Source organism: Bordetella avium (assembly GCF_034424645.1).
In the GTDB taxonomy this organism is placed as follows: domain Bacteria; phylum Pseudomonadota; class Gammaproteobacteria; order Burkholderiales; family Burkholderiaceae_B; genus Bordetella; species Bordetella avium.
Genome location: NZ_CP139969.1, coordinates 1,516,098 through 1,537,743 on the forward strand (window position 1 = coordinate 1,516,098; position 21,646 = coordinate 1,537,743).

Annotated in this window: 17 protein-coding genes and 1 pseudogene; 11 read left to right on the forward strand and 7 right to left on the reverse strand. The window is 60.0% G+C overall.

The features are described from left to right. Nucleotides 1-52 precede the first annotated feature (52 nt). Nucleotides 53-1,069, reverse strand: a complete 1,017-nt coding sequence (locus U0029_RS07270; protein ID WP_012417822.1) for a class 1 fructose-bisphosphatase — start codon at nt 1,067-1,069, stop codon at nt 53-55. An 8-nt stretch (nt 1,070-1,077) separates the two neighbouring features. After that, nucleotides 1,078-3,774 carry an aminopeptidase N gene (pepN, locus tag U0029_RS07275; protein ID WP_114851941.1) on the reverse strand — a complete coding sequence of 899 codons (2,697 nt, stop codon included), beginning with the start codon at nt 3,772-3,774 and terminating at the stop codon, nt 1,078-1,080. A gap of 152 nt (nt 3,775-3,926) precedes the next feature. Here pepN and U0029_RS07280 point away from each other — a divergent pair, with 152 nt between their 5' ends. Continuing rightward, complete coding sequence (locus U0029_RS07280) at nt 3,927-4,571, forward strand: DUF4136 domain-containing protein (protein ID WP_012417820.1); 645 nt, start codon at nt 3,927-3,929, stop codon at nt 4,569-4,571. 60 nt (nt 4,572-4,631) lie between these two features. On the opposite strand, the gene U0029_RS07285 is transcribed toward U0029_RS07280, so the two are convergent. After that, nucleotides 4,632-4,994 carry an H-NS histone family protein gene (locus U0029_RS07285; protein WP_012417819.1) on the reverse strand — a complete coding sequence of 121 codons (363 nt, stop codon included), beginning with the start codon at nt 4,992-4,994 and terminating at the stop codon, nt 4,632-4,634. Between the two features lie 544 nt (nt 4,995-5,538). Here U0029_RS07285 and tldD point away from each other — a divergent pair. The 6 genes from tldD to glcF all read left to right on the forward strand — a co-directional run bounded on the left by tldD (nt 5,539) and on the right by glcF (nt 13,968). After that, a complete protein-coding gene (gene tldD / locus U0029_RS07290) occupies nt 5,539-6,999 on the forward strand; it encodes a metalloprotease TldD (protein WP_012417818.1) in 1,461 nt (486 codons plus the stop codon). A 263-nt stretch (nt 7,000-7,262) separates the two neighbouring features. Continuing rightward, a complete protein-coding gene (gene aroG, locus U0029_RS07295) occupies nt 7,263-8,336 on the forward strand; it encodes a 3-deoxy-7-phosphoheptulonate synthase AroG (protein WP_039051374.1) in 1,074 nt (357 codons plus the stop codon). A 192-nt stretch (nt 8,337-8,528) separates the two neighbouring features. Then, a complete protein-coding gene (locus tag U0029_RS07300; RefSeq protein ID WP_012417816.1) occupies nt 8,529-9,938 on the forward strand; it encodes an FAD-binding oxidoreductase in 1,410 nt (469 codons plus the stop codon). Nucleotides 9,939-10,109: 171 nt separating this feature from the next. Beyond that, nucleotides 10,110-11,609, forward strand: coding sequence for an FAD-linked oxidase C-terminal domain-containing protein (locus U0029_RS07305; RefSeq protein WP_012417815.1), 1,500 nt, complete (start codon nt 10,110-10,112; stop codon nt 11,607-11,609). Between the two features lie 9 nt (nt 11,610-11,618). After that, nucleotides 11,619-12,722, forward strand: coding sequence for a glycolate oxidase subunit GlcE (glcE, locus tag U0029_RS07310; RefSeq protein ID WP_012417814.1), 1,104 nt, complete (start codon nt 11,619-11,621; stop codon nt 12,720-12,722). A 10-nt stretch (nt 12,723-12,732) separates the two neighbouring features. Then, a complete protein-coding gene (glcF, locus tag U0029_RS07315; RefSeq protein WP_012417813.1) occupies nt 12,733-13,968 on the forward strand; it encodes a glycolate oxidase subunit GlcF in 1,236 nt (411 codons plus the stop codon). On the opposite strand, the gene U0029_RS07320 is transcribed toward glcF, so the two are convergent. The 3 genes and pseudogenes from U0029_RS07320 to U0029_RS07330 form a co-directional block, all read right to left on the reverse strand. After that, the gene (locus tag U0029_RS07320; RefSeq protein WP_114851942.1) at nt 13,965-15,410 is read right to left on the reverse strand and encodes an NAD(P)(+) transhydrogenase (Re/Si-specific) subunit beta; all 1,446 of its coding nucleotides are present in this window, start codon (nt 15,408-15,410) and stop codon (nt 13,965-13,967) included. The two genes, glcF and U0029_RS07320, sit on opposite strands and share 4 nt — an antisense overlap. Further along, nucleotides 15,407-15,715, reverse strand: coding sequence for an NAD(P) transhydrogenase subunit alpha (locus U0029_RS07325; RefSeq protein WP_012417811.1), 309 nt, complete (start codon nt 15,713-15,715; stop codon nt 15,407-15,409). The genes U0029_RS07320 and U0029_RS07325 overlap by 4 nt, the downstream gene beginning before the upstream one ends. A 1-nt stretch (nt 15,716) precedes the next feature. After that, nucleotides 15,717-16,835, reverse strand: a pseudogene (locus U0029_RS07330) (Re/Si-specific NAD(P)(+) transhydrogenase subunit alpha). 150 nt (nt 16,836-16,985) lie between these two features. On the opposite strand from U0029_RS07330, the gene mnmA reads away from it, so the two are divergent. Together mnmA and U0029_RS07340 are read left to right on the forward strand one after the other, a co-directional pair. After that, on the forward strand, nt 16,986-18,098 hold the full coding sequence (gene mnmA, locus U0029_RS07335; RefSeq protein ID WP_012417810.1) for a tRNA 2-thiouridine(34) synthase MnmA: 1,113 nt from the start codon (nt 16,986-16,988) through the stop codon (nt 18,096-18,098). Nucleotides 18,099-18,162: 64 nt separating this feature from the next. Then, nucleotides 18,163-18,981, forward strand: a complete 819-nt coding sequence (locus U0029_RS07340; protein WP_039051376.1) for a sulfite exporter TauE/SafE family protein — start codon at nt 18,163-18,165, stop codon at nt 18,979-18,981. Between the two features lie 10 nt (nt 18,982-18,991). Here the strand turns inward: U0029_RS07340 and U0029_RS07345 are convergent, their stop codons facing one another. Beyond that, entirely contained in the window at nt 18,992-19,600 is a 609-nt protein-coding gene (locus tag U0029_RS07345; RefSeq protein WP_114851943.1) for a glutathione S-transferase, read from the reverse strand. Between the two features lie 144 nt (nt 19,601-19,744). On the opposite strand from U0029_RS07345, the gene purB reads away from it, so the two are divergent. Beyond that, complete coding sequence (gene purB, locus U0029_RS07350) at nt 19,745-21,121, forward strand: adenylosuccinate lyase (protein WP_012417807.1); 1,377 nt, start codon at nt 19,745-19,747, stop codon at nt 21,119-21,121. Nucleotides 21,122-21,182: 61 nt separating this feature from the next. Beyond that, nucleotides 21,183-21,626, forward strand: coding sequence for a c-type cytochrome (locus tag U0029_RS07355; protein ID WP_012417806.1), 444 nt, complete (start codon nt 21,183-21,185; stop codon nt 21,624-21,626). Nucleotides 21,627-21,646: the final 20 nt, after the last annotated feature.

Consider the following 21,646-nt stretch of genomic DNA (forward strand, 5'->3'; position numbering starts at 1 on the left):
TCAGGCTCGAGGGCGCTTAATCCCCGGACTATCGGGGGCTGGCCTGAAGATGTCAGGTTAGACTTTCGCTGTGGTAGCGGCCCACGCGTTCGACTTCATTCTTTGAGCCAAGAATGACGCTCACGCGCTGGTGCAGTTGCTCGGGCTGAATATCCAGAATGCGCTGAGTGCCATTGATGGAGGCGCCGCCGGCCTGCTCGACGATAAAGCTCATCGGATTGGCTTCATACATCAGGCGCAGTTTGCCTGCCTTGCCCGGTTCGCGGGCATCCCAGGGATACATAAAGATGCCGCCACGGGTCAGGATGCGATGCACGTCCGCTACCATCGAGGCGATCCAGCGCATGTTGTAGTCTTTGCCCAAGGGGCCGGTCTTGCCGGCCAGGCATTCGTCGATATAGCGTTTGACTGGCGCATCCCAATGGCGCATGTTCGACATGTTGATGGCGAACTCTTTGGTATCGGCGGGAATGCTGATTTTCTCGTGCGTGAGTACCCAGGAACCCATTTCGCGGTCCAAGGTGAAGCCCACCACACCCTGGCCAATGGTCAGGACCAGCATGGTTTGCGGACCATACACGGCATAGCCGGCGGCGACTTGATCACGACCGGGTTGCAGGAAGTCTGCCTCGCTGACTTCGGCGCCGGAAACATGATGCGGCGCGCGCAGGACAGAGAAAATGGTGCCGATCGACACGTTGACGTCAATGTTGGACGAGCCGTCCAGCGGATCGAACAGCAGCAGGTATTCACCCTTGGGGTAGCGGTTGGGTATGCGATGGATGGTTTCCATTTCTTCGGAAGCCATGGCCGCCAGATGGCCCCCCCATTCATTGGCTTCCAGCAGAATTTCGTTGGACAGGACGTCCAGCTTTTTCTGCACTTCGCCCTGGACATTTTCACTTTCGAGGCTGCCCAGCACGCCGCCCAGCGCACCTTTGCCGACCGCATGGCTGATGGCCTTGCAGGCGCGCGCCACGACTTCGATCAGCAGGCGTACTTCGGGCGCGAGCGCCTGGGCCGAGCGCTGCTGCTCGACCAGATATTGGGTAAGGGTTTTACGTTTCATGCGGTTTCCTAGGCGGAGAATTCCAGTGCTTTAGATACGATCTCGGTGACGTTGCGTGATAGCCCTTCGTGGCTGCGCACGCCTTGCAATGCGGCCTGCATACTGCCACGCAGCGCGGGCGTGAAGCGTGACCAGTTGTCCATCGCGCGAGCCAGGCGTGCGGCGATTTCAGGGTTTAAAGCGTCCAGCGCAAGCACCTGTTCCGCCCAGAAAGCATGGCCCGAGCCATCGGCGGCATGCATGCTGCGCGCATTGTTGAGGCAGAACTGGAACACCAGGGCGCGAGCGCGATTGGGATTGCGCAGCGTGAAGGCGGGGTGGGCCATCAGGGCGCGGATTTCCGGCAGGCCCGACGAGCGGGCGGCCGCCTGTAGCGTGAACCACTTGTCCACCACTAAGGGGTCGTTCTGCCAGCGGGCATAGAAATGATCGAGTGCGGCCTGAGCGATGGGGCGCGGCGCGTAGTTCACCAGGCAAGCGAGAGCCGCCATGCTGTCGGTCATATTGTCGGCGTTATCGTATTGATGCTGCGCCAGGCGCAGGGCCTGCGCCGACTCGTTCGCCATCAGATACGCCAGGGCCAGGTTCTTCAAGGCGCGTTTCCCTGCCGGGCCCGGAGCCGGGCTGTAGGGGCCTTCCTCTTGATTGGCTTCAAATATCGCTTGCCATTCGGCAGCCAATTGGCGCCCCAGCTCTGCGCGCAGAAAATCGCGCGCCACGGCCAGCGCGGGCGGATCGATGGCAGGCATACGCTCCGCCAGTGTTTTTTCTGCGGGCAGCGCCAGGGCACGCGCCCGATAAGCAGCGTCTAGCGCCGGGTCCGTCAGTTGGGTGCGCCAGGCAGCGATAAAGCCCTGATTTACGGTCAAGGGTTGTTGCGCCTGGTGGCTGGCCGCCAAGGCCAGCAACTGGCGGCTGGCGAGTTCTTGGCCGGCTTCCCAGCGGGCGAATGGGTCCCTATCGTGGGCGCAGAGCAGTGCGAGTTCGGCTTCTGTCCAGTTGTACTCGACGATGACCGGTGCTGAGAAGCCTCGCAAAAGGGAAGGCAGCACGCCCTCTGGCACATCCTCGAAAACCCAGCTTTTACTGGTTTCACGCAGTTCGAGCAGGGCAGTCTCGCCGATCTCGACGCCGTTCAGTTTCAGCGACAGAGGACGGCCTTGGCGATCCAGCAGGCCGAAGGCGAAGGGAATATGAAAAGGCTGCTTGACCGCGTTGACGCCGGCCTGCTTTTCGACGCCAACCGGTGCGCAATGCTGCTTGAGCGTGACCGTCAGGCGGTCGCCGTCCTGGTGCAGCGTGACAGCTACGCGTGGCGTGCCTGCCTGACGATACCAATTGCGAAACACGGACAGGTCACGGCCCGGATTCAATTGCTGGTAGACCGAGTCCATGGCGTTAACGAAGTCATCGCAGGTCACGGCTTGGCCGTCGTGACGGCGAAAATACTCGTCCATGCCGGCACGGAAACCCGCTTCGCCTAGCAGGGTGTGCTGCATGCGAATGACTTCGGCGCCTTTCTCATAAACCGTGGCGGTATAGAAATTGCCGATTTCCTGATAGCTGTCGGGGCGGATGGGGTGGGCCATCGGCCCGGCATCTTCCGGGAACTGCGCGGCGCGCAGCGTGGCGACGTCGTCAATGCGCTTGACCGCGCGGGCGCTGGCCGCCGCCGCAGGGTCCAGGCCATGCGCCATCATGTCGGCGCTGAATTCCTGGTCGCGAAAAACGGTCAAGCCCTCTTTCAGACTCAGTTGAAACCAATCGCGGCAGGTGACGCGGTTGCCGGTCCAGTTATGGAAGTACTCATGCCCGATCACAGATTCGATGCCTTCGTAATTGACATCGGTGGCGGTCTGCGGATCGGCCAACACATAGGCCGCATTGAAAATATTCAAGCCCTTGTTTTCCATGGCGCCCATATTGAAGTCGCGCACGGCGACGACCATGAAACGGTCAAGATCCAACTCGAGGCCAAAACGGGTTTCATCCCAGCGCAGGGCGCGCTCCAGCGACTCAAGCGCCCAGGCGGTGCGCGACTCGGAGCCCGGGTCGCTATAGACCTGAAGCAGGACCTCGCGGCCGGATCGGGTGCGCACCTGTTTTTCCCGGTGCGTGAGATTGCCCGCCACCAGGGCGAACAGATAGCAGGGCTTCAGGAAGGGATCTTCCCACTGGGCTTCCTGGCGGCCGTCGGGCAACTGACGCGTGGACAGCAGATTGCCATTGGAGAGCAGCACCGGATAGCGCGCGTCGGCGCGCAGGGTCACGCGGTAGCGCGACATCACATCGGGCCGGTCGGCAAACCAAGTGATGCGGCGAAAGCCTTCGGCCTCGCATTGCGTGAAGAAATTGCCCCCTGAGACATATAGGCCCATCAACGACGAGTTGGCCGAAGGACGGCAGCGCGCGCCAATTTCCAGCGTGCATAGTGCCGGCAGGCCGCGTATGACCAGCCGCTGCTCGTCGAGTTGATAGTCCGTCCAGTCCTGGCCGTCCACGCGCAGGGATTGCAGCGCCAGCTCTTCGCCGTCCAGTTCCAGCGGGGCATCGACGGCTGCCTCGGGCTTGCGCTCTAGGCGCAAGCGGGATGTGACCAGCGTGCTTTCCGGATCAAGGTCGAAACTGAGCGCAACCTCGGGAATGGCGTAAGGGTAGGGAAGATAATCTTTGCGGTAAACGGTGACCGGCGTATCGGTGCGCATGGCATCCCTTGTGTAGACAGTCGAGAACCTCACTATTGTAGTAGTTGCCAGCCTGGCGACGACGATACACAAGTCTTACATGGATACCAGAAACCTTTCTGCTTTTGGCCATGTCCAACTATGATTGCGAGGCAAGTCCGAGGAGTCCCGATATGTCGAGTGTTTTGGGTGCGGTCCGGTGGGGGCGTTTGACGGCAGTGTCGTTCAGCCTTTTGGCGGCCGCGCTGGTCAGTGGATGCGCGGCGCCTACCGTCGCCGCCAGGGTGACATCGTTTCAGCAATGGCCGCAGGGCGTCGAGGGGCAGACCTATCGTTTTGAGCCGGCCAACGCCGCTCAGGTAAACAATCTGGAATATCAGTCTTTCCAGGATATGGTTCGTGCGGGTATCGGCCCGACCGGTCTAGTCGAAGCGCGCGACGGTCAGAAAGCCCGCTTCACGGTCAGTTTTACCTACGGTTCCAAGCAAACCCAGATCATGGTGCGCCGTGCCTATGATCCATTTTTTTCAGCGGGCTATGGCTATTATGGTCCGCGTGGCTGGGGTGGGCCATTCGGGGGAGGGCCTTTCTGGGGGCCAGAGTGGGTAGATGTTCCCACCCTTGCTTTCCGTAATGACCTGAGCTTGCAGATCAAGGATGCCGCCAAGGGGAATGCTGAGGTCTATCGCTCCACGGCCTATATTGTCAGCCAGCGTGAAGATCTGCTGCGTGCCATGCCCTATCTGGTGCAGGCGATATTCGATAACTTTCCGGGCAATAATGGTTCGGAAAGGGAAGTCGAACTTCCACTAAATTAATAATGCGTCCCTAAATAGAAAAAGCGCGCCTTTCAGGTGCGCTTTTTTTTTGCCACATTATCATTTAATGAGAAAACTGTCGCGGCTGGCCCCGTTGCCTTCTTCTGCAACCAGCCAGCGCGGCGCTTTGCCTCGTCCGCTCCAGGTTTCACCGGTCTGCGGGTGGAGATACTTCGGAGCGACGGCTCTTTTGGAGCCATCGGACGTCGCTTTGCGGCGAGGAGCGGCTGCACGCGTTGATTTGGCACTACCCAGCGCAGCGATGATCTCTTCGGGGGTGATATTGTATTCACGCATCGACTTCACAATCGAAGCGATAACCGGCTTGCGCCGCCGCGTTTGCAGGGCTTCGGCACGCTTTTGGAGTCGGCTGATTTCTTTTTCGATCTTGGCTTGCTGTGCTGCGTAAGTCTCTCGGGGCATGTTTGTTCCTGGTAATGGACTTTGATTCGCCGGCTTGCTTGTTATATGGTCTTGTTGCTTTTCAATAATACAGAAATTATCACCATCAGTCTTTGAATTTTGCAGTGGGTAATTGTTTCAGGACTCGAACATTTCTGTCAGCGGAACGACAGAATCAGAACCATAGCCGTTCCGTCAGCTTCGACAGCGTCTGTTGTTCAGGGTTCCGATAAGAAAATATTTTATTTTTGAAGGATGTTCCCTCACTTTTTAGTCAGAAAGGTTAGAAGGGGCCGCAGTCAGTTCTAGGTTTTATGCGGCGATATGTCGTAATAAAAAATGCTACGAGTTTGTTGTGCGCGCAGTTTTCTCGGGTCATATGATGAGTTGGGCGTGGTTTTTTAGCCTGCCAAAATGAACTATTTTGCGTCATGGATTGTCAGCATTTCTTGCCCGGCTGGCTCCCCCGGCTGGCGGTTCGGCGTTACGATATAGGCTGAACGCTTCGGCGGAGCGCGGGCCTTTCTGATCGCCTGTCGCCGCCGGGCCATAGATACGGAACTCCATGAAACTGATCGATCCCGCGATTCAATCCCTGGCTACCGCCAAATCCCTGCTGCTTGACCCTTGGGGTCTGACCGAAGCCGATCTGGCGCGGGCTTTGGGAGAAATATTTGCCCATAAGGTCGATTACGCGGATCTCTACTTCCAATACACGCGCAGCGAAGGCTGGAGCTTGGAAGAGGGTATTGTCAAAACGGGCAGTTTTTCGATCGGGCAGGGCGTGGGTGTGCGTGCGATCAGCGGCGAGAAAACCGCTTTCGCCTATTCCGACTCCCTGTCGCCGGAAGCCTTGCTCTCTTCGGCCCGCACGGTGAGAGGGATTGCGCGTCAAGGCGCAGGCAAGGTCAAGGTGGCGGCTTATCGTCCGGCTGATGACGGTCGCAGCCTCTATGCCGATATCGATCCGCTTGCCACCCTGAGTGCCGCCGATAAGGTCGCCCTGCTGGAACGTCTGGAAGGCCTGGCGCGCGCGCGCGATCCGCACATCATCCAGGTCATGGCGGGCCTCGGCGCGGAGTATGACGTCGTACTAGTTGCGGGTAGCGATGGCCGTCTTGCCGCCGATGTCAGGCCTTTGGTGCGTCTGTCACTGACCGTGATCGCCGAGCGTAACGGACGCCGTGAAATGGGCCATGCAGGCGGCGGCGGCCGCAGTGGCCTGGATTATTTCTCCGACGAAATTCTCCGTGATTACGTTGAGCGGGCGGTTCACGAAGCCATGACGAATCTTGAGGCTCGTCCGGCGCCTGCCGGGGAAATGCCGGTCGTGCTGGGCTCGGGCTGGCCCGGCATCCTGCTTCATGAAGCCGTTGGGCATGGTCTTGAGGGCGATTTCAACCGCAAGGGGTCCAGCATCTTTTCTGGGCGTATCGGTCAGCGTGTGGCGTCTAAAGGCGTCACGGTCATCGATGACGGTACCTTGCAGGGCCGGCGCGGCTCGCTCAACATTGACGACGAGGGCAATGCTTCCCAGCGCAATGTGTTGATCGAAGATGGAATTCTGCGCGGCTACATGCAAGACACCCTAAATGCGCGCCTCATGAAAACCCAGGCCACCGGCAATGGTCGGCGTGAATCCTTCGCGCACTTGCCTATGCCTCGCATGACCAACACCTATATGCTGGGCGGCGACAAGGTGCCCGAAGAGATCATCGCTTCCGTGAAAAAAGGCTTGTATGCCGTCAATTTCGGCGGTGGGCAGGTCGATATCACGAGCGGTAAGTTCGTGTTCTCGGCGTCTGAGGCCTATATGATCGAAAACGGCAAGGTCACCTACCCCGTCAAGGGCGCAACCTTGATCGGCAATGGTCCAGACGCCATGAATCGTGTGAGCATGATCGGCAACGACATGCGCCTGGATTCCGGTGTTGGCACCTGTGGCAAAGAGGGCCAGAGCGTGCCGGTCGGCGTGGGCATGCCGACGCTGCGCATGGACGGTCTGACGGTCGGAGGTACTGCCTGAGCGTCCGATAAACAGTCATCTGGATGACGGACGTTTTTTTTTTGTGCTAGAGTTTTTCACTATGAAATTCGCGTCCCCCGCTTTTTACTTTTATTTTTATGGTTTTCTGAAGCCGCTGGCGGAGGAAGGGACGCGCTCAACCTAGTACAGAATCCCCCCGAAAAAGCCGCCAGCGTAATTGGCGGCTTTTTTGTTGCCGTCAGCCTGGTGGGTTTTCGGCTACGACCCTAGCAAGCCTTAGCCATCACCCCTGGAGCATCACCGTGTCACACAATACCGACGACCTTCGCATCCGTGAAATCAAAGAGCTGACCCCGCCCGCGCATGTCATGCGCGAGTTCCCCTGCAGCAAGGACGTCTCCGAAACCGTATTTTCCTCGCGCAATGCCATGCATCGGATTCTGCACGGCATGGATGATCGTTTGATTGTCGTCATTGGTCCGTGCTCGATTCACGACACTCGCGCCGCACTGGAATACGCCAGTCGCCTTAAGCCCTTGCGCGACAAACTGTCTGCGGACCTCGAAATTGTGATGCGGGTCTATTTCGAAAAGCCGCGCACCACGGTGGGCTGGAAGGGCTTGATCAATGATCCGAACCTGGATGGCAGCTTCGACATCAATAAGGGTGTGCGCGTCGCCCGAGAGTTGCTGCTTGAGATCAATAGCATGGGCTTGCCTGCCGGCTGCGAATTCCTGGATATGATCACCCCGCAATACATTGCGGATCTGGTTGCCTGGGGCGCAATTGGGGCGCGGACTACGGAAAGTCAGGTGCACCGTGAACTGGCCTCGGGTCTGTCGTGTCCGGTGGGCTTTAAAAACGGTACGGACGGCAATGTGAAAATCGCGGTTGACGCCATCAAGGCCGCTTCACAACCTCATCATTTCCTGTCCGTGACCAAGGGTGGTCATTCCGCCATCGTTTCCACGGCGGGCAACGAGGACTGCCATGTCATTCTGCGCGGCGGCAAGACGCCCAATTATGACGCCGCCAGTGTCGACGCGGCCTGCCAGGACCTGTCCAAAGCCGGATTGGCGCAACGCGTGATGGTGGACGCCAGTCATGCCAATAGCAGCAAAAATCCGCAGAACCAGCCCTTGGTGGCTGACGATCTGGCTCGCCAGATGGAGAGTGGTGATCAGCGCATTGTCGGCGTCATGATCGAGAGCCATCTCGTCGGCGGGCGCCAGGATTTGTTAGCCGGCCAGGCGCTGACCTATGGCCAGAGCATTACGGATGGCTGCATTGATTGGGATACTTCCGTGCAGACGCTGGAGCGCCTGGCGCAGGGTGTGCGTCAGCGCCGCCGTGTTGCACTTGCCAGCGGAAAATGAATGCTAAGGCTTGCAAGGAAACCCGGTCATCATGGCCGGGTTTTTTTGCAGCTTCAGTTTTGAAAGGCCTCTTGAAATCCGGGATGGGCAGCGTCAAAGTATTTTCTTTTCGGGGCAGTGGCTTCCCTCTATATCATTTGAGGTGCTGCGGCGTAGAATAAGCCTGTTTATAACCTCATACACTTCTCAGTCATGAATGCTCCCTCGCATCCCGAATCCCTGCGTCGTCCTGTGCCTGCTGCCTGCCTGGATGCGCTGAAGGCGATTTTCGGTGATCGCTTTTCGGTGTCGGCCGCTGTGCGCGAGCATCACGGCCGGGATGAGTCGCCTTACCCGCCCATGTTGCCGGATGCCGTTGTGTTCGCGCACACGACGCAAGAGGTAGCTGAGCTTGCCCGTGTCTGTAATGAATATCTCGTTCCTCTGATTCCTTACGGATCCGGCTCGTCGCTGGAGGGTCAGTTGTTGGCCATCCAGGGGGGCATCAGCCTCGATCTCTCGCAGATGAATCAGGTGCTGTCGGTCAATGCCGAAGACCTTACTGCGACGGTGCAGGCCGGCGTGACGCGCAAGCAGCTTAACGAAGAAATCCGCAATACGGGCCTGTTCTTTCCAATCGATCCGGGCGCCGACGCCAGTCTGGGTGGCATGGCCGCCACGCGCGCTTCAGGCACCAATGCGGTTCGTTACGGCACCATGCGCGAGAACGTCGTATCGCTTACGGTGGTGACTGCCGATGGCCGCATCGTGCGTACGTCTGGCCGGGCGCGCAAGTCTTCCGCCGGTTACGACCTCACGCGCATTTTCGTGGGTAGCGAAGGCACGCTGGGGATCATCACGGAGGTTACGATCCGGTTGTATCCGCAACCAGAGGCCGTGTCGGCCGCCGTTTGCAATTTCCCCAATCTGGACGCTGCCGTACAGAGCGTTATAGAAATCATCCAGATGGGTGTGCAGGTCGCGCGAGTCGAGTTTATGGATGCGGCAGCCGTCAAGGCAGTCAATCTCTATAGTAAGCTGACGCTGCGCGAAACGCCCATGCTTGTGTTCGAGTTCCACGGCAGCCCGGCGGGAGTGCAGGAACAGGCCGAAACCGTGCAGGCCATCACCTCCGAGCATGGCGGCATGGATTTCGAATGGGCGGAACGGCCTGAGGATCGCAACCGTCTCTGGACGGCGCGACACAATGCCTATTTCGCCGGCCTGCAATTGCGACCGGGATGCCGTGCCAGCACGACCGATGTCTGCGTGCCGATTTCGCGCCTGGCCGATTGCGTGCGTGACACCGTCGATGAGCTGGATCGCGCCAGCTTCCCGTACACCATCGTAGGCCACGTCGGAGATGGGAATTTCCACGTGCTGATGCTGCTGGACAGCGAAAGCGAGGCCGAGTGGCAGGAATCCGAGACCATCAACCACAACCTGGTTCGTCGTGCGATTGCTGCCGATGGCACGAGTACTGGCGAGCATGGCGTGGGTTTGCACAAGATGCAGTTCATGGTCGAGGAGCATGGCGAGGATGCCCTCGCCCTGATGCGCAGCCTGAAGCATGCCTTCGATCCCAACAATATTCTCAACCCCGGCAAGATTTTTTCCTGGTAACAAGCTAGGGTTTAATCTGCAAGCGCCCCGATGGGCGCTTTTTTTTTGCGTGTCAGGTCTAGCGTTTGGTGAAAAGCTCGGTCATGGGCTGCATGTAGACGCTGGGCACTGGGCCCGTCTGCGGGTAAGTCCCGGCATGATCAAAGCAGATGCTCAGGCTATCTTTCCTTCATGACTCCACTCATTGCAGCCGGCCTGAGCCCTATCCAGGCGCCGTTTTCTCAGCGCGAGCTGGTTCAGGTCTTGCGGACTGTTCTGCCGCATCACTGTGTGCTGTACCGCGAGGAGGATACGCGGCCTTATGAGTGCGATGGCCTGTCTTTGTATCGTGCGCTGCCGGCGGTCGTGGCGCTGCCCGAAACCGAGGCGCAGGTGTGCCAGGTATTACGAGTCTGTAAACGCTTGAATGTGCCCTTGGTGGCCCGGGGTGCGGGTACGGGCCTGTCGGGCGGCGCGATGCCGCATAAGCAGGGTGTGCTGCTCGGTTTGTCCAAGCTTAATCGCATCAAGCGCATTGATCCTGACGCCGGTGTAGCCGTCGTCGAGCCGGGGGTGCGTAATCTGTCCATTTCGGAGGCTGCCGCACCGTTCGGTCTTTATTACGCACCCGATCCCTCCAGCCAGATCGCCTGTTCGATAGGCGGTAACGTGGCAGAGAATGCGGGTGGCGTGCACTGTTTGAAGTATGGGCTTACCGTACACAATGTGCTCAAGCTGCGGGTGGTGACAATTGACGGCGAGGTAGTGGAGTTGGGCGGCGATGCCCCTGATGCGCCGGGGCCCGAGTTGCTGCCTCTGTTTATCGGTTCCGAGGGTATGTTGGGGGTCGTGACCGAGGTCACGGTCAAGCTCATACCCAAGCCGGCCTGCGCACAGGTGGTGATGGCCAGCTTCGCCAGTGTGGAGGCTGCGGGTAATGCCGTAACCCAGATCATTGCCGCGGGCATTATCCCTGCTGGTCTGGAAATGATGGACCGGCAAGCCACGCATATGGTCGAGCCGTTCGTGCAGGCCGGCTACGATCTCGACGCGCAGGCAATATTGCTCTGCGAGTCTGACGGCACGCCAGAAGAGGTCGCGCACGAGATCGGGCGCATGGAAGAGGTATTCCGGGCGGCGGGAGCAACACGATCTCAGGTGTCCGAGTCCGAGGCTGAGCGTTTGCGCTTCTGGGCCGGCCGCAAAAACGCCTTTCCTGCGGCGGGACGCGTCTCGCCAGATTATTACTGCATGGATGGCACGATTCCGCGCCGGCATCTGGCCCAGGTGCTCAATGCCATCGAGCATATGGAAGACGAGTTTGGCCTGCGTTGCGCCAATGTCTTCCATGCGGGCGATGGGAATCTCCACCCCCTGATTCTGTTCGACTCCAATAAGCCGGAAGAGGTGGAGCGGGCCGACAAGTTCGGCGCGGCCATCCTCGAATTGTGTGTTCAGGTCGGCGGTACCGTGACGGGAGAGCACGGCGTGGGCATAGAGAAAATAAATCAGATGTGCGTGCAGTTTTCGCGTGAGGAGTTGGACGCTTTTTTCGAGGTCAAGCGCGCCTTCGATCCGCCTGGCTTGTTAAACCCCGAGAAGATGATTCCGACGCTGGCGCGCTGTGCCGAGTACGGCAAGATGCATGTGCATGCAGGTGCGCTGCGCTTTCCCGATCTGGCTCGTTTCTGAGGCCCGCTGATGAAGTTTGTGCTGGCGGAGTTGTGCGATCAGGTCTTGACGGCGCATGCGGCCCATAAGTCGGTGTTCATCGCCGGGGGCGGCAGCAAACACTTTTATGGCAATACGTCTGCGTTGCGCGAAAGTCATTTCGTACTCGACATGACGGCCTATCGCGGCATCGTGAGCTATTACCCATCGGAGCTCGTGGTGACTGTGCGAGCGGGGACGCCGCTCGCCGAGCTGGAGTCTATCTTGGCCGATCGGGGCCAGATGCTGGCGTTTGAGCCTCCGCATTTTAATGATCGCGCAACGGTGGGCGGCTGTGTCGCGGCAGGGCTGGCTGGTCCGCGCCGCGTCGCCAGCGGCGGCGTGCGGGATTATGTGCTGGGCGCCCGTTTGCTTGATTCGCAGGGCCGCTGGCTCTCGTTCGGCGGAGAGGTCATGAAGAACGTGGCGGGTTATGACGTTTCGCGCCTGTTGAGCGGCTCGCTCGGTATTTTTGGTGCCATCGTGGAGGTTTCGCTCAAGGTCGTGCCCCTGCCGGCAGCCGAGTTGACCTTGCAGGGGCAGGCTTCGCAGGCAGAGGCCTTGCAGTGCTTCGCGAGATGGCGTGCGCTGCCGCTGCCTATAACGGCCAGTGCATGGGTTCCCGACACCGAGGCAGGAGAGGGGGGGCGATGGCTGGCGCGCCTATCAGGCGCACCCGTCGCGCTCCAGGCGGCGCGAGGGCGCATGGGGGGCGAAGTGCTGGAAAGCGTCGAGGCCAGGACGTTCTGGCGTTCTCTCCGCGAGCAAACGCACGTCTTTTTTCAGGCAGGCACGCCACTCTGGAGGCTTGCGGTGGCTCCTGTCTCGCCGCCGTTGGCGCTCGGGCCGATGTTGTTGGAGTGGGGCGGTGGCCAGCGCTGGCTGAGCGCCCGCGAAGATGCCCGCCTGGTGCGTGAGGTAGCACAGGCTGCCGGCGGACATGCCACGTTGTTTCGTGCCCGGGGTGCTGCAGTGCCGGACGACGGCGTCTTTCATCCCATGGCGCCGGGCGTGGCGCAGATTACACGCCGGCTCAAGCATGCGCTGGACCCTGCCGGTCTGTTCAATCCTGGCCGCATGACGCCGGACCTCTAGGCGGATCTCGATGCAAACCGAACTTGCTTCCTGGGCGCGCGGTACGGATCTTGGTCGGGAGGTAGACGCCATGTTGCGCCGCTGCGTGCATTGTGGCTTTTGCAGCGCGACTTGCCCGACTTATCAGGTGTTGGGAGATGAGCGCGACAGTCCACGCGGACGGATTTATCTGATCAAGCAAGTGATGGAAGGGGCGTCGCCGACCCAGGCGACCCAAACCCATCTGGATCGCTGCCTGACATGCAGGAACTGTGAAACGACCTGTCCCTCGGGGGTCGAGTACGGGCATTTGATCGATCTGGGCCGCAAGGTGGTGGATGCGCGGGTGCGCCGTACCTGGCCTGACCGCTTGCGTCGGAGGCTGTTGCGCAAGAGTATGAACTCGTCTTGGTTCGGGCCCGTGATGCGGCTGGCCCAGGCTGTCAGGCCGATGCTGCCAGCGGCGCTCAAGCGAAAAGTGCCCGTGCGTCGCCCGGCAGGGCCTGTGCCTGAGGGAGTGCGTCATGCGCGGCAGGTGTTGATGCCTCTGGGCTGTGTGCAGGCAAGCATGATGCCGGCTATCGACGCGGCTACGATTCGGGTGCTGGATGCCGTAGGGGTCGGCGCAATGTTGCTGACTGGCTCAGGTTGCTGCGGCGCGGTCAATTTTCATCTGGATGCGCAGGATGCCGCCTTGGCGCAGATGCGTAGCAATATTGATGCTTGGTGGCCGTTGTTGAACGAGGGCGGTGTGGAAGCCATCGTCATGAATGCCTCGGGCTGCGGCGGTACCGTCAAGGACTATGCGCATCATCTGCGCCATGATCCGGACTACGCCGATAAAGCGGTGTTTGTGGTGTCCAGAGTAAAGGATGTGGCCGAGTTGCTGGCTCCGCATGCGAAGGGGTTGGCAGAGCGTCTGGGGCCTGCGCCGCGTGCTGTGTTTCATCCCCCCTGCACCTTGCAGCATTGGCAGGGCCTGCGCGCGCTCAACGAGCAGTTGCTGGCTGACCTGGGGTTCACCTTGCAGCCCTTTGCCGATAGCCATTTGTGTTGCGGTTCGGCGGGTACGTATTCAGTCCTGAATCCGCTGCTTTCCCAGACCTTGCGTGATCGTAAGCTCGCGGCACTGAGTGATGCCCAGACCGATGTCATCATGTCGGCCAATATGGGCTGCATTGCCCACTTGCAAGGGGGCACTCGAATACCCGTGCATCACTGGATCGAGGTGCTTGATGAGCGTCTGAGTTCGCCACGCCAAGCTTAATCTATTGCCTTGCCCATGTTTTCCACGACTTTTTTGGCATCGCCGAAAATCATCATGCAGCGGTCCATGTAAAACAATTCGTTGTCCAGCCCGGCATAGCCGGCGGCCATCGAACGCTTGTTCACAATGACGTTGCGGGCTTTGTAGGCCTCCAGAATGGGCATGCCGGCGATAGGCGAAGACGGATCATTCTTGGCGGCTGGGTTGACGACGTCGTTGGCGCCCAGCACGAGCACGACGTCCGTCTGGCCGAATTCACCGTTGATTTCATCCATCTCGAACACCTGATCGTAGGGTACTTCGGCTTCGGCCAGGAGCACGTTCATGTGGCCGGGCATGCGCCCGGCCACCGGATGAATCGCGTATTTGACGGTAACGCCTTTGGCCACGAGTTTGTCCGCCAACTCTTTGAGCGCATGCTGCGCGCGCGCTACCGCCAGCCCGTAGCCAGGCACAATGATGACGCTCTCGGCATTGGCCAGCAGAAAGGCCGCGTCTTCCGGGCTGCCTGACTTGACGGGCCGCTGGATCTGCTCGTTGGGCGCCTGCGCCGTTTTGCCCCCGAAGCCGCCCAGAATGACATTAAAGAACGAGCGGTTCATGGCGCGGCACATAATGTATGACAGGATGGCGCCAGAAGACCCCACCAGAGATCCCGCGATGATGAGCATGGGGTTGTTGAGCGAGAAGCCGATGCCGGTCGCAGCCCAGCCGGAATAGCTGTTGAGCATGGACACGACCACGGGCATGTCCGCCCCGCCGATGGGGATGATGATCAGCACGCCCAGCATGAAGGCTAGCAGTGTCATGATCACAAAGGGTGTCCAGGCCTGGCTGCCCATGAACCAGAAGCCGCAAGCCAGCATCAGAATGGCCAGCAGCAGGTTGAGCGAGTGCTGCCCTTTAAAGGTGACGGGCGCTCCTTGAAACAGCCGGAATTTATATTTCCCAGACAGTTTTCCGAATGCGATCACTGATCCGGAAAAGGTGATCGCACCGACAAAGGTGCCGATGAAAAGCTCAAGGCGGTTGCCCATGGGGATGGGTGAACCCGCTGCGGCAATACCAAAGGCGTGGGGTTCGGTCACCACGGCCACGGCGATGGCTACGGCAGCCAGGCCAATCATGCTGTGCATGAAGGCGACCAGTTCCGGCATCTTGGTCATTTCGACGCGGCGCGCCATCAGCGTGCCGATAGCGCCACCGATCAGCAGCCCCAGCAAGACCCGGCCAAGGCCGGCGCCAGCGCCAGCGCCAGCGCCATTGTCGCCGGACAGCCCGATGATGAGCGCAGCCGTGGTCAGCACGGCGATGAGCATGCCTGCCATGCCGAAAGCATTGCCCCGGCGTGAACTGGCCGGATGTGAAAGACCCTTGAGCGCCTGGATAAAGCATACCGAGGCGATCAGATAGAACAGCGTGACCAGATTGAGCGAGATCATGGGCCGTTCTCCTTGGTGGAGCGCTTGCGGAACATCTCCAGCATGCGGCGAGTGACCAGGAATCCGCCGAAGACATTCACCGCGGCTAGGGTCACGGCAAGCACGCCCATGGCGCGTCCAAGGCTGCCCTCGGTGAGGGCGGCGGCTAGCATCGCGCCGACGATGATGATGGCCGAGATGGCATTGGTTACTGCCATGAGAGGAGTGTGCAGGGCGGGCGTGACATTCCACACGACGTGGTACCCGACGTAAATGGCCAGCACAAAGATGATCAGGTTGATCAGGGTGGGGCTGATCGTTTCCATGTCAGAACCTCCGCAGGATCTGGCCGTCTTGGCAGACCAGGCAGGCCGCGACGATATCGTCTTCACGTCGCAGATTGAGCGCGGCGTCTTCGCCGATGATGAGCTTGAGAAAATCCATCAGGTTGCGCGCGTAGAGCGCTGAAGCATCCGTGGCCAGCATGCCCGGCAGGTTAAGCAGGCCGATCAGCGTGACGCCGTGTTTCTCAACGACGCTTCCCTTTTCGGTCAGCGGGCAATTGCCGCCATGTTCGATGGCAAGGTCGACCAGCACTGCGCCGGCTTTCATGCCGGCCACCGTGTCGGTGCTGATCAACTGTGGGGCCGGCCTGCCGGGAATGAGGGCGGTGGTGATTACGACGTCGGCCTGCTGGCAGCGTTGCGCGACCAGCGCGGCCTGGCGTGCCATCCATGCGGCAGGCATGGGACGGGCATAACCGCCGCTGCCTTGGGCAATATCGCGTTCTTCCTCAGTTTCGAAAGGCACATCGATGAACCTGGCGCCCAGGGATTCGATCTACTCCTTGGCGGCGGGACGCACATCGGAGGCTTCGACGATGGCGCCCAGGCGCTTCGCGGTGGCGATGGCCTGCAGGCCGGCCACCCCGGCGCCGAGCACGACAACCCGCGCCGCTTTCAATGTGCCCGCCGCCGTCATCATCATGGGAAAGATCCGGGTGCTGTGGTCCGCGGCGAGCAGCACCGCCTTGTAGCCCGCAAGATTGGCCTGCGATGACAGCACATCCAGATTTTGGGCCCGGGTGATGCGTGGCGCGGCCTCCAGCGCGAAAGCCGTCAGCCCGGCGGCGGCGATGCGCGCCAGGCCGGCGGCGTCGAAGGGGTCCAGCATGCCCACCAGCACGGCACCTCGGCGCATGAGGCGCAGTTCGTCAGCGTCGGGGGCGCGCACCTTGAGCACAAGCTCCGAACCAAGCGCGGCGGCTCGGTCTGTCAGGCTCGCGCCGGCGGCGGCGTAATCTTCATCACGGTAGCGAGCCCGCTCCCCTGCGCCCTGCTCAACAACGACAGCATGGCCGACGGTCACATACTTCTTAACCGTCTCGGGCGTGGCCGCAACACGGGTTTCCCCGTCCCGGGTCTCTTTGGGTATCCCGATTCGCATCGACGCTTCTCCTGGGAGGGCTTGATCTCTTATACACGAAAGCCCAGGACACGCGCAGGGTTAAATGATCCCGAATAGGATGTTCAACCCTGATGGCAACACGGGAGAACAGGTGCCGGATGACGTCGCGGCATTAGAATAGGGGGCATCATGGTTCAGACATTACAAAAGAAAGGCCGCGTCGTGGTCGGCATGTCGGGCGGTGTCGATTCGTCGGTCACCGCGTGGTTGCTCAAGCAGCAAGGTTATGAAGTCGTCGGCTTGTTCATGAAGAACTGGGAAGACGACGATGATTCGGAATATTGTTCGACCCGGCAGGATCTGCTGGATGCGGCCAGTGTCGCCGACCTGATCGGTGTGGAGTTCGAGTACGTTAATTTCGCGTCGGAATACAAAGACCGGGTATTTGCGGATTTTCTACGCGAGTATTCGGCTGGCCGCACACCCAATCCGGACGTGCTGTGCAATGCCGAAATCAAGTTCAAGGCCTTTCTTGACCACGCTATGTCGCTGGGGGCCGAGCACATCGCCACCGGTCATTACGCCCGGGTGCGCGCGGTCGATACGGCGCGCGGGCAGCGCTTCCAGTTGCTAAAGGCTCTCGACGCTTCCAAGGACCAGAGCTATTTCCTGCACCGTCTCAATCAGGCGCAGTTGTCGCGCACCCTGTTTCCCTTGGGCGAGTTGCACAAAACGGAAGTACGCCGCATCGCGCATGAGATCGGTCTGCATAACGCTGCTAAAAAGGACTCCACGGGTATTTGCTTTATTGGCGAACGTCCGTTCCGTGAGTTTCTCAACCGTTATCTGCCGACGGCGCCTGGCCCTATCCTGACGCCGGAAGGTAGACGCTTGGGTCAGCATCATGGTCTGGCTTTCTATACCTTGGGCCAGCGTAAGGGTTTGGGCATCGGTGGCGTTAAAGGCCAGCAGCGTGAGGACGGTACTGCCGACGCCTGGTATAGCGCCCGCAAGGATCTCAAGAACAACGCGCTCTACGTCGTTCAGGGGCATGATCATCCCTGGTTGCTATCGGATACCCTGCGTGCGCAGGATGTGAACTGGGTCGATGGCGAGGCGCCTGCGGCGGGCGCCTATGCGGCCAAGACCCGCTACCGTCAGGCTGATGCGCCCTGCGAGTTGCGGGCCGATGAAGCCGGTTTTGACCTGTCGTTCGCGCAGGCGCAATGGGCTGTCACGCCGGGCCAGTCGGCCGTGTTGTATGACGGCGATGTTTGCCTGGGAGGAGGCATCATTATCTGACGTGGTGGTGCTCCCGCCTTCAGGAAGGTGGGAAGAAATCAAATCAAAAAGAGGGGAATAAGGCATGGACATAACGTTGATGATCTGCCTGCTCGGGCTGGGCGGCTTGGTCGGTTTTGCTGCAGGTTTGTTGGGCATAGGCGGGGGCATGTTGTTGGTCCCCTTTCTTACCATGCTGTTTACCTGGCAGGGCATGCCGGGCGACCTCGTTGTGCATGTGGCGATTGCCACCTCCATGACCTCGATTCTCTTTACCTCTCTTTCCAGTATGCATGCCCACCAAAAGAAGGGAACGATCAACTGGAAGATCGTCATGACGATGGCGCCAGGCATTATCGTCGGCGGTCTGCTGTCGGGGGGCGCGGTCTTCGCGGCGATCAGTACAGCTTGGTTGTCACTGTTCTTCGCGGTTTTCGTGGCTTATTCTGGCTGGAACATGCTGCGCAGCAAAAAGCCCAAACCCAGCCGCCAGATGCCTGGCGTCGCCGGCACGAGCGCTGTGGGCGCTGTGATTGGCTTTGCTTCCGGTCTGGTGGGGGCAGGCGGCGGTTTTCTGTCCGTGCCTTTCATGGTCTGGTGCAATGTCGCCTTGCACAGCGCTGTCGCCACGTCGGCTGCCCTCGGTTTTCCCATCGCGCTGGCCAACAGCATAGGCTATGTGTTTTCGGGCTTGGCCGAAAACGTGGATCAGCCGGGAATGCTGGGCTTTATTTATTGGCCGGGGCTGCTGGCTCTGATCTGCACCAGTGTTCTGACTGCTCCGATGGGCGCCCGCATGGCATACCGATTGCCGGTCGCCACGCTGAAAAAAGTGTTCGCCGGCCTGTTGTTTCTGCTGGCCGCCTATATGCTGTCCAAGACTTGGCAGGCCTTCTTGGCCTGAGGCGGCGTCTTCAGCCGGCTGGCTTGGTCTCGGCGAAGGACGCGCGCAGAGAAAGTTTGTCGTGCAGGCGCGTCAGGTTGGGGTGATCGGCGCGCCAGTTCAGATCGGCAAAACGCAGATCCAGATAACCTAGCGCGCAGCCTACCGCAATGTCGGCCAGGGTGTAGTTCACGCCCATGCAATGCACGTTGTCTCCCAGGCTGCCGTCCATCGCGCGCAGGGCTGCATGGATTTTTCCGTACTGGCGCTCAATCCATTCGGGGCTGCGGCGGTCTTCCGCGCGCTGCTTTTCCTTGACGATTGCCAGGCAGGCGTCCAGCACGCCGTCGGCAATCGCTTCCCAGGACTTCACGGCGGCGCGTTCGCGGCCTGATTGCGGAATGAGGCGTGCAACGGGCGACAGCGTATCCAGGTATTCCACGATGACTCGCGAATCGAACAACGCTCCGCCATCCTCCATGACCAGGCAGGGGATCTTGCCCAGTGGGTTGAACTGCTGGATCTTCGTATCGGGGGACCAGACATTTTCGAGTTCAAGCTGGTAGTCCAGCTTTTTCTCGGCCATCACGACGCGGACTTTGCGCACGTAGGGGCTGGTGAGCGAACCGATAAGTTTCATGGGGTCAGGGGTGTAGTCAAAAAGCGGCCGCAGTATAGCAGGAGGACGGTGCTGCTCCTGCGGGGGGTAGGGTCGTGCTCGGCGTTATAAAAGCGCAGATGATAAAATCGGTATCCGCTTTTAACCGCTATTTTTCTTCCGATCATGCAGATTGCCGACCAGCTTACCCAACTCAATGCCCTTTCGCCACTGGATGGGCGCTACGCATCGCGCGGCGATGCCTTGCGGGGTTTGCTGTCCGAGGCAGGCTTTATGGCGCATCGGGTCGAGGTTGAAGTGGCATGGCTGGTGGCCTTGTCAGAGGCAGGCCTGCCCGAACTGAAGGCTTTTTCCGAGAGCGGCCGGGCACGTCTGGCGCAGCTGGTGCGCGACTTTTCCGAGACGGATGCCGAGCGCATCAAGGAAATCGAGCGTGTGACCAACCATGATGTCAAGGCGGTTGAGTATTGGCTCAAAGAGCGTGTCGCGGATGATGCCGAGCTGGCCCAGGCGGCGGAGTTCATTCATTTCGCCTGCACCTCCGAAGACATCAACAACACTTCGCATGCATTGATGCTCAGCCGTGCCCGCGATCAGGTCGTGTTGCCGCGTCTGCGGGAAGTGTTTGCCAAGCTCAATGATCTGGCGCAGACCAACGCAGATCAGCCACTGTTGTCGCGCACGCATGGCCAGCCGGCCAGTCCCACTACGCTGGGTAAAGAATTCGCCAACGTGGCGGCCCGCCTGGCGCGGGCCATCGCCGCGATTGAAGCGGTGGAGCCGCTGGCCAAGCTTAACGGCGCTACCGGTAACTACAACGCACACTTGTCGGCCTATCCGGAAATCGATTGGCCCGAGTTCAGCCGCAAGGTGTTGGCCGGTCTGGGTTTGACCCAGAACCGCCACACCATCCAGATCGAGCCGCATGACTGGATGTCCGCGTTGTTTGACGCCATTGCGCGCGCCAATATCATCGTGCTGGATCTCGATCGTGATATTTGGGGTTACATCGCACTGGGCTACTTCAAGCAACGCCTGAAGGACGGCGAGGTGGGCTCTTCGACCATGCCGCACAAGGTCAACCCGATCGATTTCGAAAACTCTGAAGGCAACCTCGGCTTGGCCAACGCGGTATTGCGTCACCTTTCGGATAAATTGCCGGTGTCGCGCTGGCAGCGCGACCTGACCGACTCAACCGTGCTGCGCAATCTTGGCGTGGCTTTGGGCTATTGCCTGGTGGCTTGGGATGCCTGCCTGCGCGGTCTGAACAAGCTGGAAGTCAACGTGGCCGCTATCGACGCCGATATCGATGCCTGCTGGGAAGTGCTGGCCGAGCCGGTGCAAACGGTAATGCGCCGTTATGGCCTGCCGCAGCCTTACGAGCAACTCAAGGCGCTCACCCGGGGTAAGGGCATTACGGAAACCGCCTTGCGCGAGTTCATCGCTGGTCTTGAACTGCCGGCAGACGCCAAGCAGCGGCTGCTGGATATGACGCCGCGCTCCTATGTAGGGCTGGCGGCCAGCCTCGCACGGGCGGTATAGTGGCGGCACGCTGGCAACGCGCTTCCGAGCTTGCCGGCGCCGTTCATCCCAGGAGAGACCCATGAAGAAGTTGACCGTCATCATTGCCCTGGCCTGTGCGGCCGTGGCCGCGCCAGCCGCCGCTCAGTTTGTCAAGCCCGAAGACGCGATCAAGTATCGCCAGGCCGCTCTGACGGTGATGGCTTCGCAGTTTAGCCGCATGCAGCCGGTGGTGCGTGGTCAGGCCCCGTATGACGCCGCCCAGATCAAGGCTAACGTCGATGTGCTCAAGACGCTGGCAGCTTTGCCGTGGCAGGCCTTCGGGCCGGGTACTGAAGGCGGCGACGCAAAGCCTGAAATCTGGACCAATGCGGCGGACTTCAAGGCAAAGGAACAGCGTCTGATTGATAGCGTCGACAAACTCGCTGTTGCTGCAGATAGCGGTGACCTCGCCAAAGTGCGCGCCGCATTTGGTGATGTGGGTGCAAGCTGCAAGGCCTGTCACGACGCCTACCGTAAGAAATAAACTAGGTTGTCCGTTTCTAA

Coding starts and splice junctions, on each gene's coding strand:
- U0029_RS07270 (WP_012417822.1), bottom strand. CDS start 1,069: ATGAAACGTAAAACCCTTACCCAATATCTGGTCGAGCAGCAGCGCTCG.
- pepN (WP_114851941.1), bottom strand. CDS start 3,774: ATGCGCACCGATACGCCGGTCACCGTTTACCGCAAAGATTATCTTCCC.
- U0029_RS07280 (WP_012417820.1), top strand. CDS start 3,927: ATGTCGAGTGTTTTGGGTGCGGTCCGGTGGGGGCGTTTGACGGCAGTG.
- U0029_RS07285 (WP_012417819.1), bottom strand. CDS start 4,994: ATGCCCCGAGAGACTTACGCAGCACAGCAAGCCAAGATCGAAAAAGAA.
- tldD (WP_012417818.1), top strand. CDS start 5,539: ATGAAACTGATCGATCCCGCGATTCAATCCCTGGCTACCGCCAAATCC.
- U0029_RS07300 (WP_012417816.1), top strand. CDS start 8,529: ATGAATGCTCCCTCGCATCCCGAATCCCTGCGTCGTCCTGTGCCTGCT.
- U0029_RS07305 (WP_012417815.1), top strand. CDS start 10,110: ATGACTCCACTCATTGCAGCCGGCCTGAGCCCTATCCAGGCGCCGTTT.
- glcE (WP_012417814.1), top strand. CDS start 11,619: ATGAAGTTTGTGCTGGCGGAGTTGTGCGATCAGGTCTTGACGGCGCAT.
- glcF (WP_012417813.1), top strand. CDS start 12,733: ATGCAAACCGAACTTGCTTCCTGGGCGCGCGGTACGGATCTTGGTCGG.
- U0029_RS07320 (WP_114851942.1), bottom strand. CDS start 15,410: ATGATCTCGCTCAATCTGGTCACGCTGTTCTATCTGATCGCCTCGGTA.
- U0029_RS07325 (WP_012417811.1), bottom strand. CDS start 15,715: ATGGAAACGATCAGCCCCACCCTGATCAACCTGATCATCTTTGTGCTG.
- mnmA (WP_012417810.1), top strand. CDS start 16,986: ATGGTTCAGACATTACAAAAGAAAGGCCGCGTCGTGGTCGGCATGTCG.
- U0029_RS07340 (WP_039051376.1), top strand. CDS start 18,163: ATGGACATAACGTTGATGATCTGCCTGCTCGGGCTGGGCGGCTTGGTC.
- U0029_RS07345 (WP_114851943.1), bottom strand. CDS start 19,600: ATGAAACTTATCGGTTCGCTCACCAGCCCCTACGTGCGCAAAGTCCGC.
- purB (WP_012417807.1), top strand. CDS start 19,745: ATGCAGATTGCCGACCAGCTTACCCAACTCAATGCCCTTTCGCCACTG.
- U0029_RS07355 (WP_012417806.1), top strand. CDS start 21,183: ATGAAGAAGTTGACCGTCATCATTGCCCTGGCCTGTGCGGCCGTGGCC.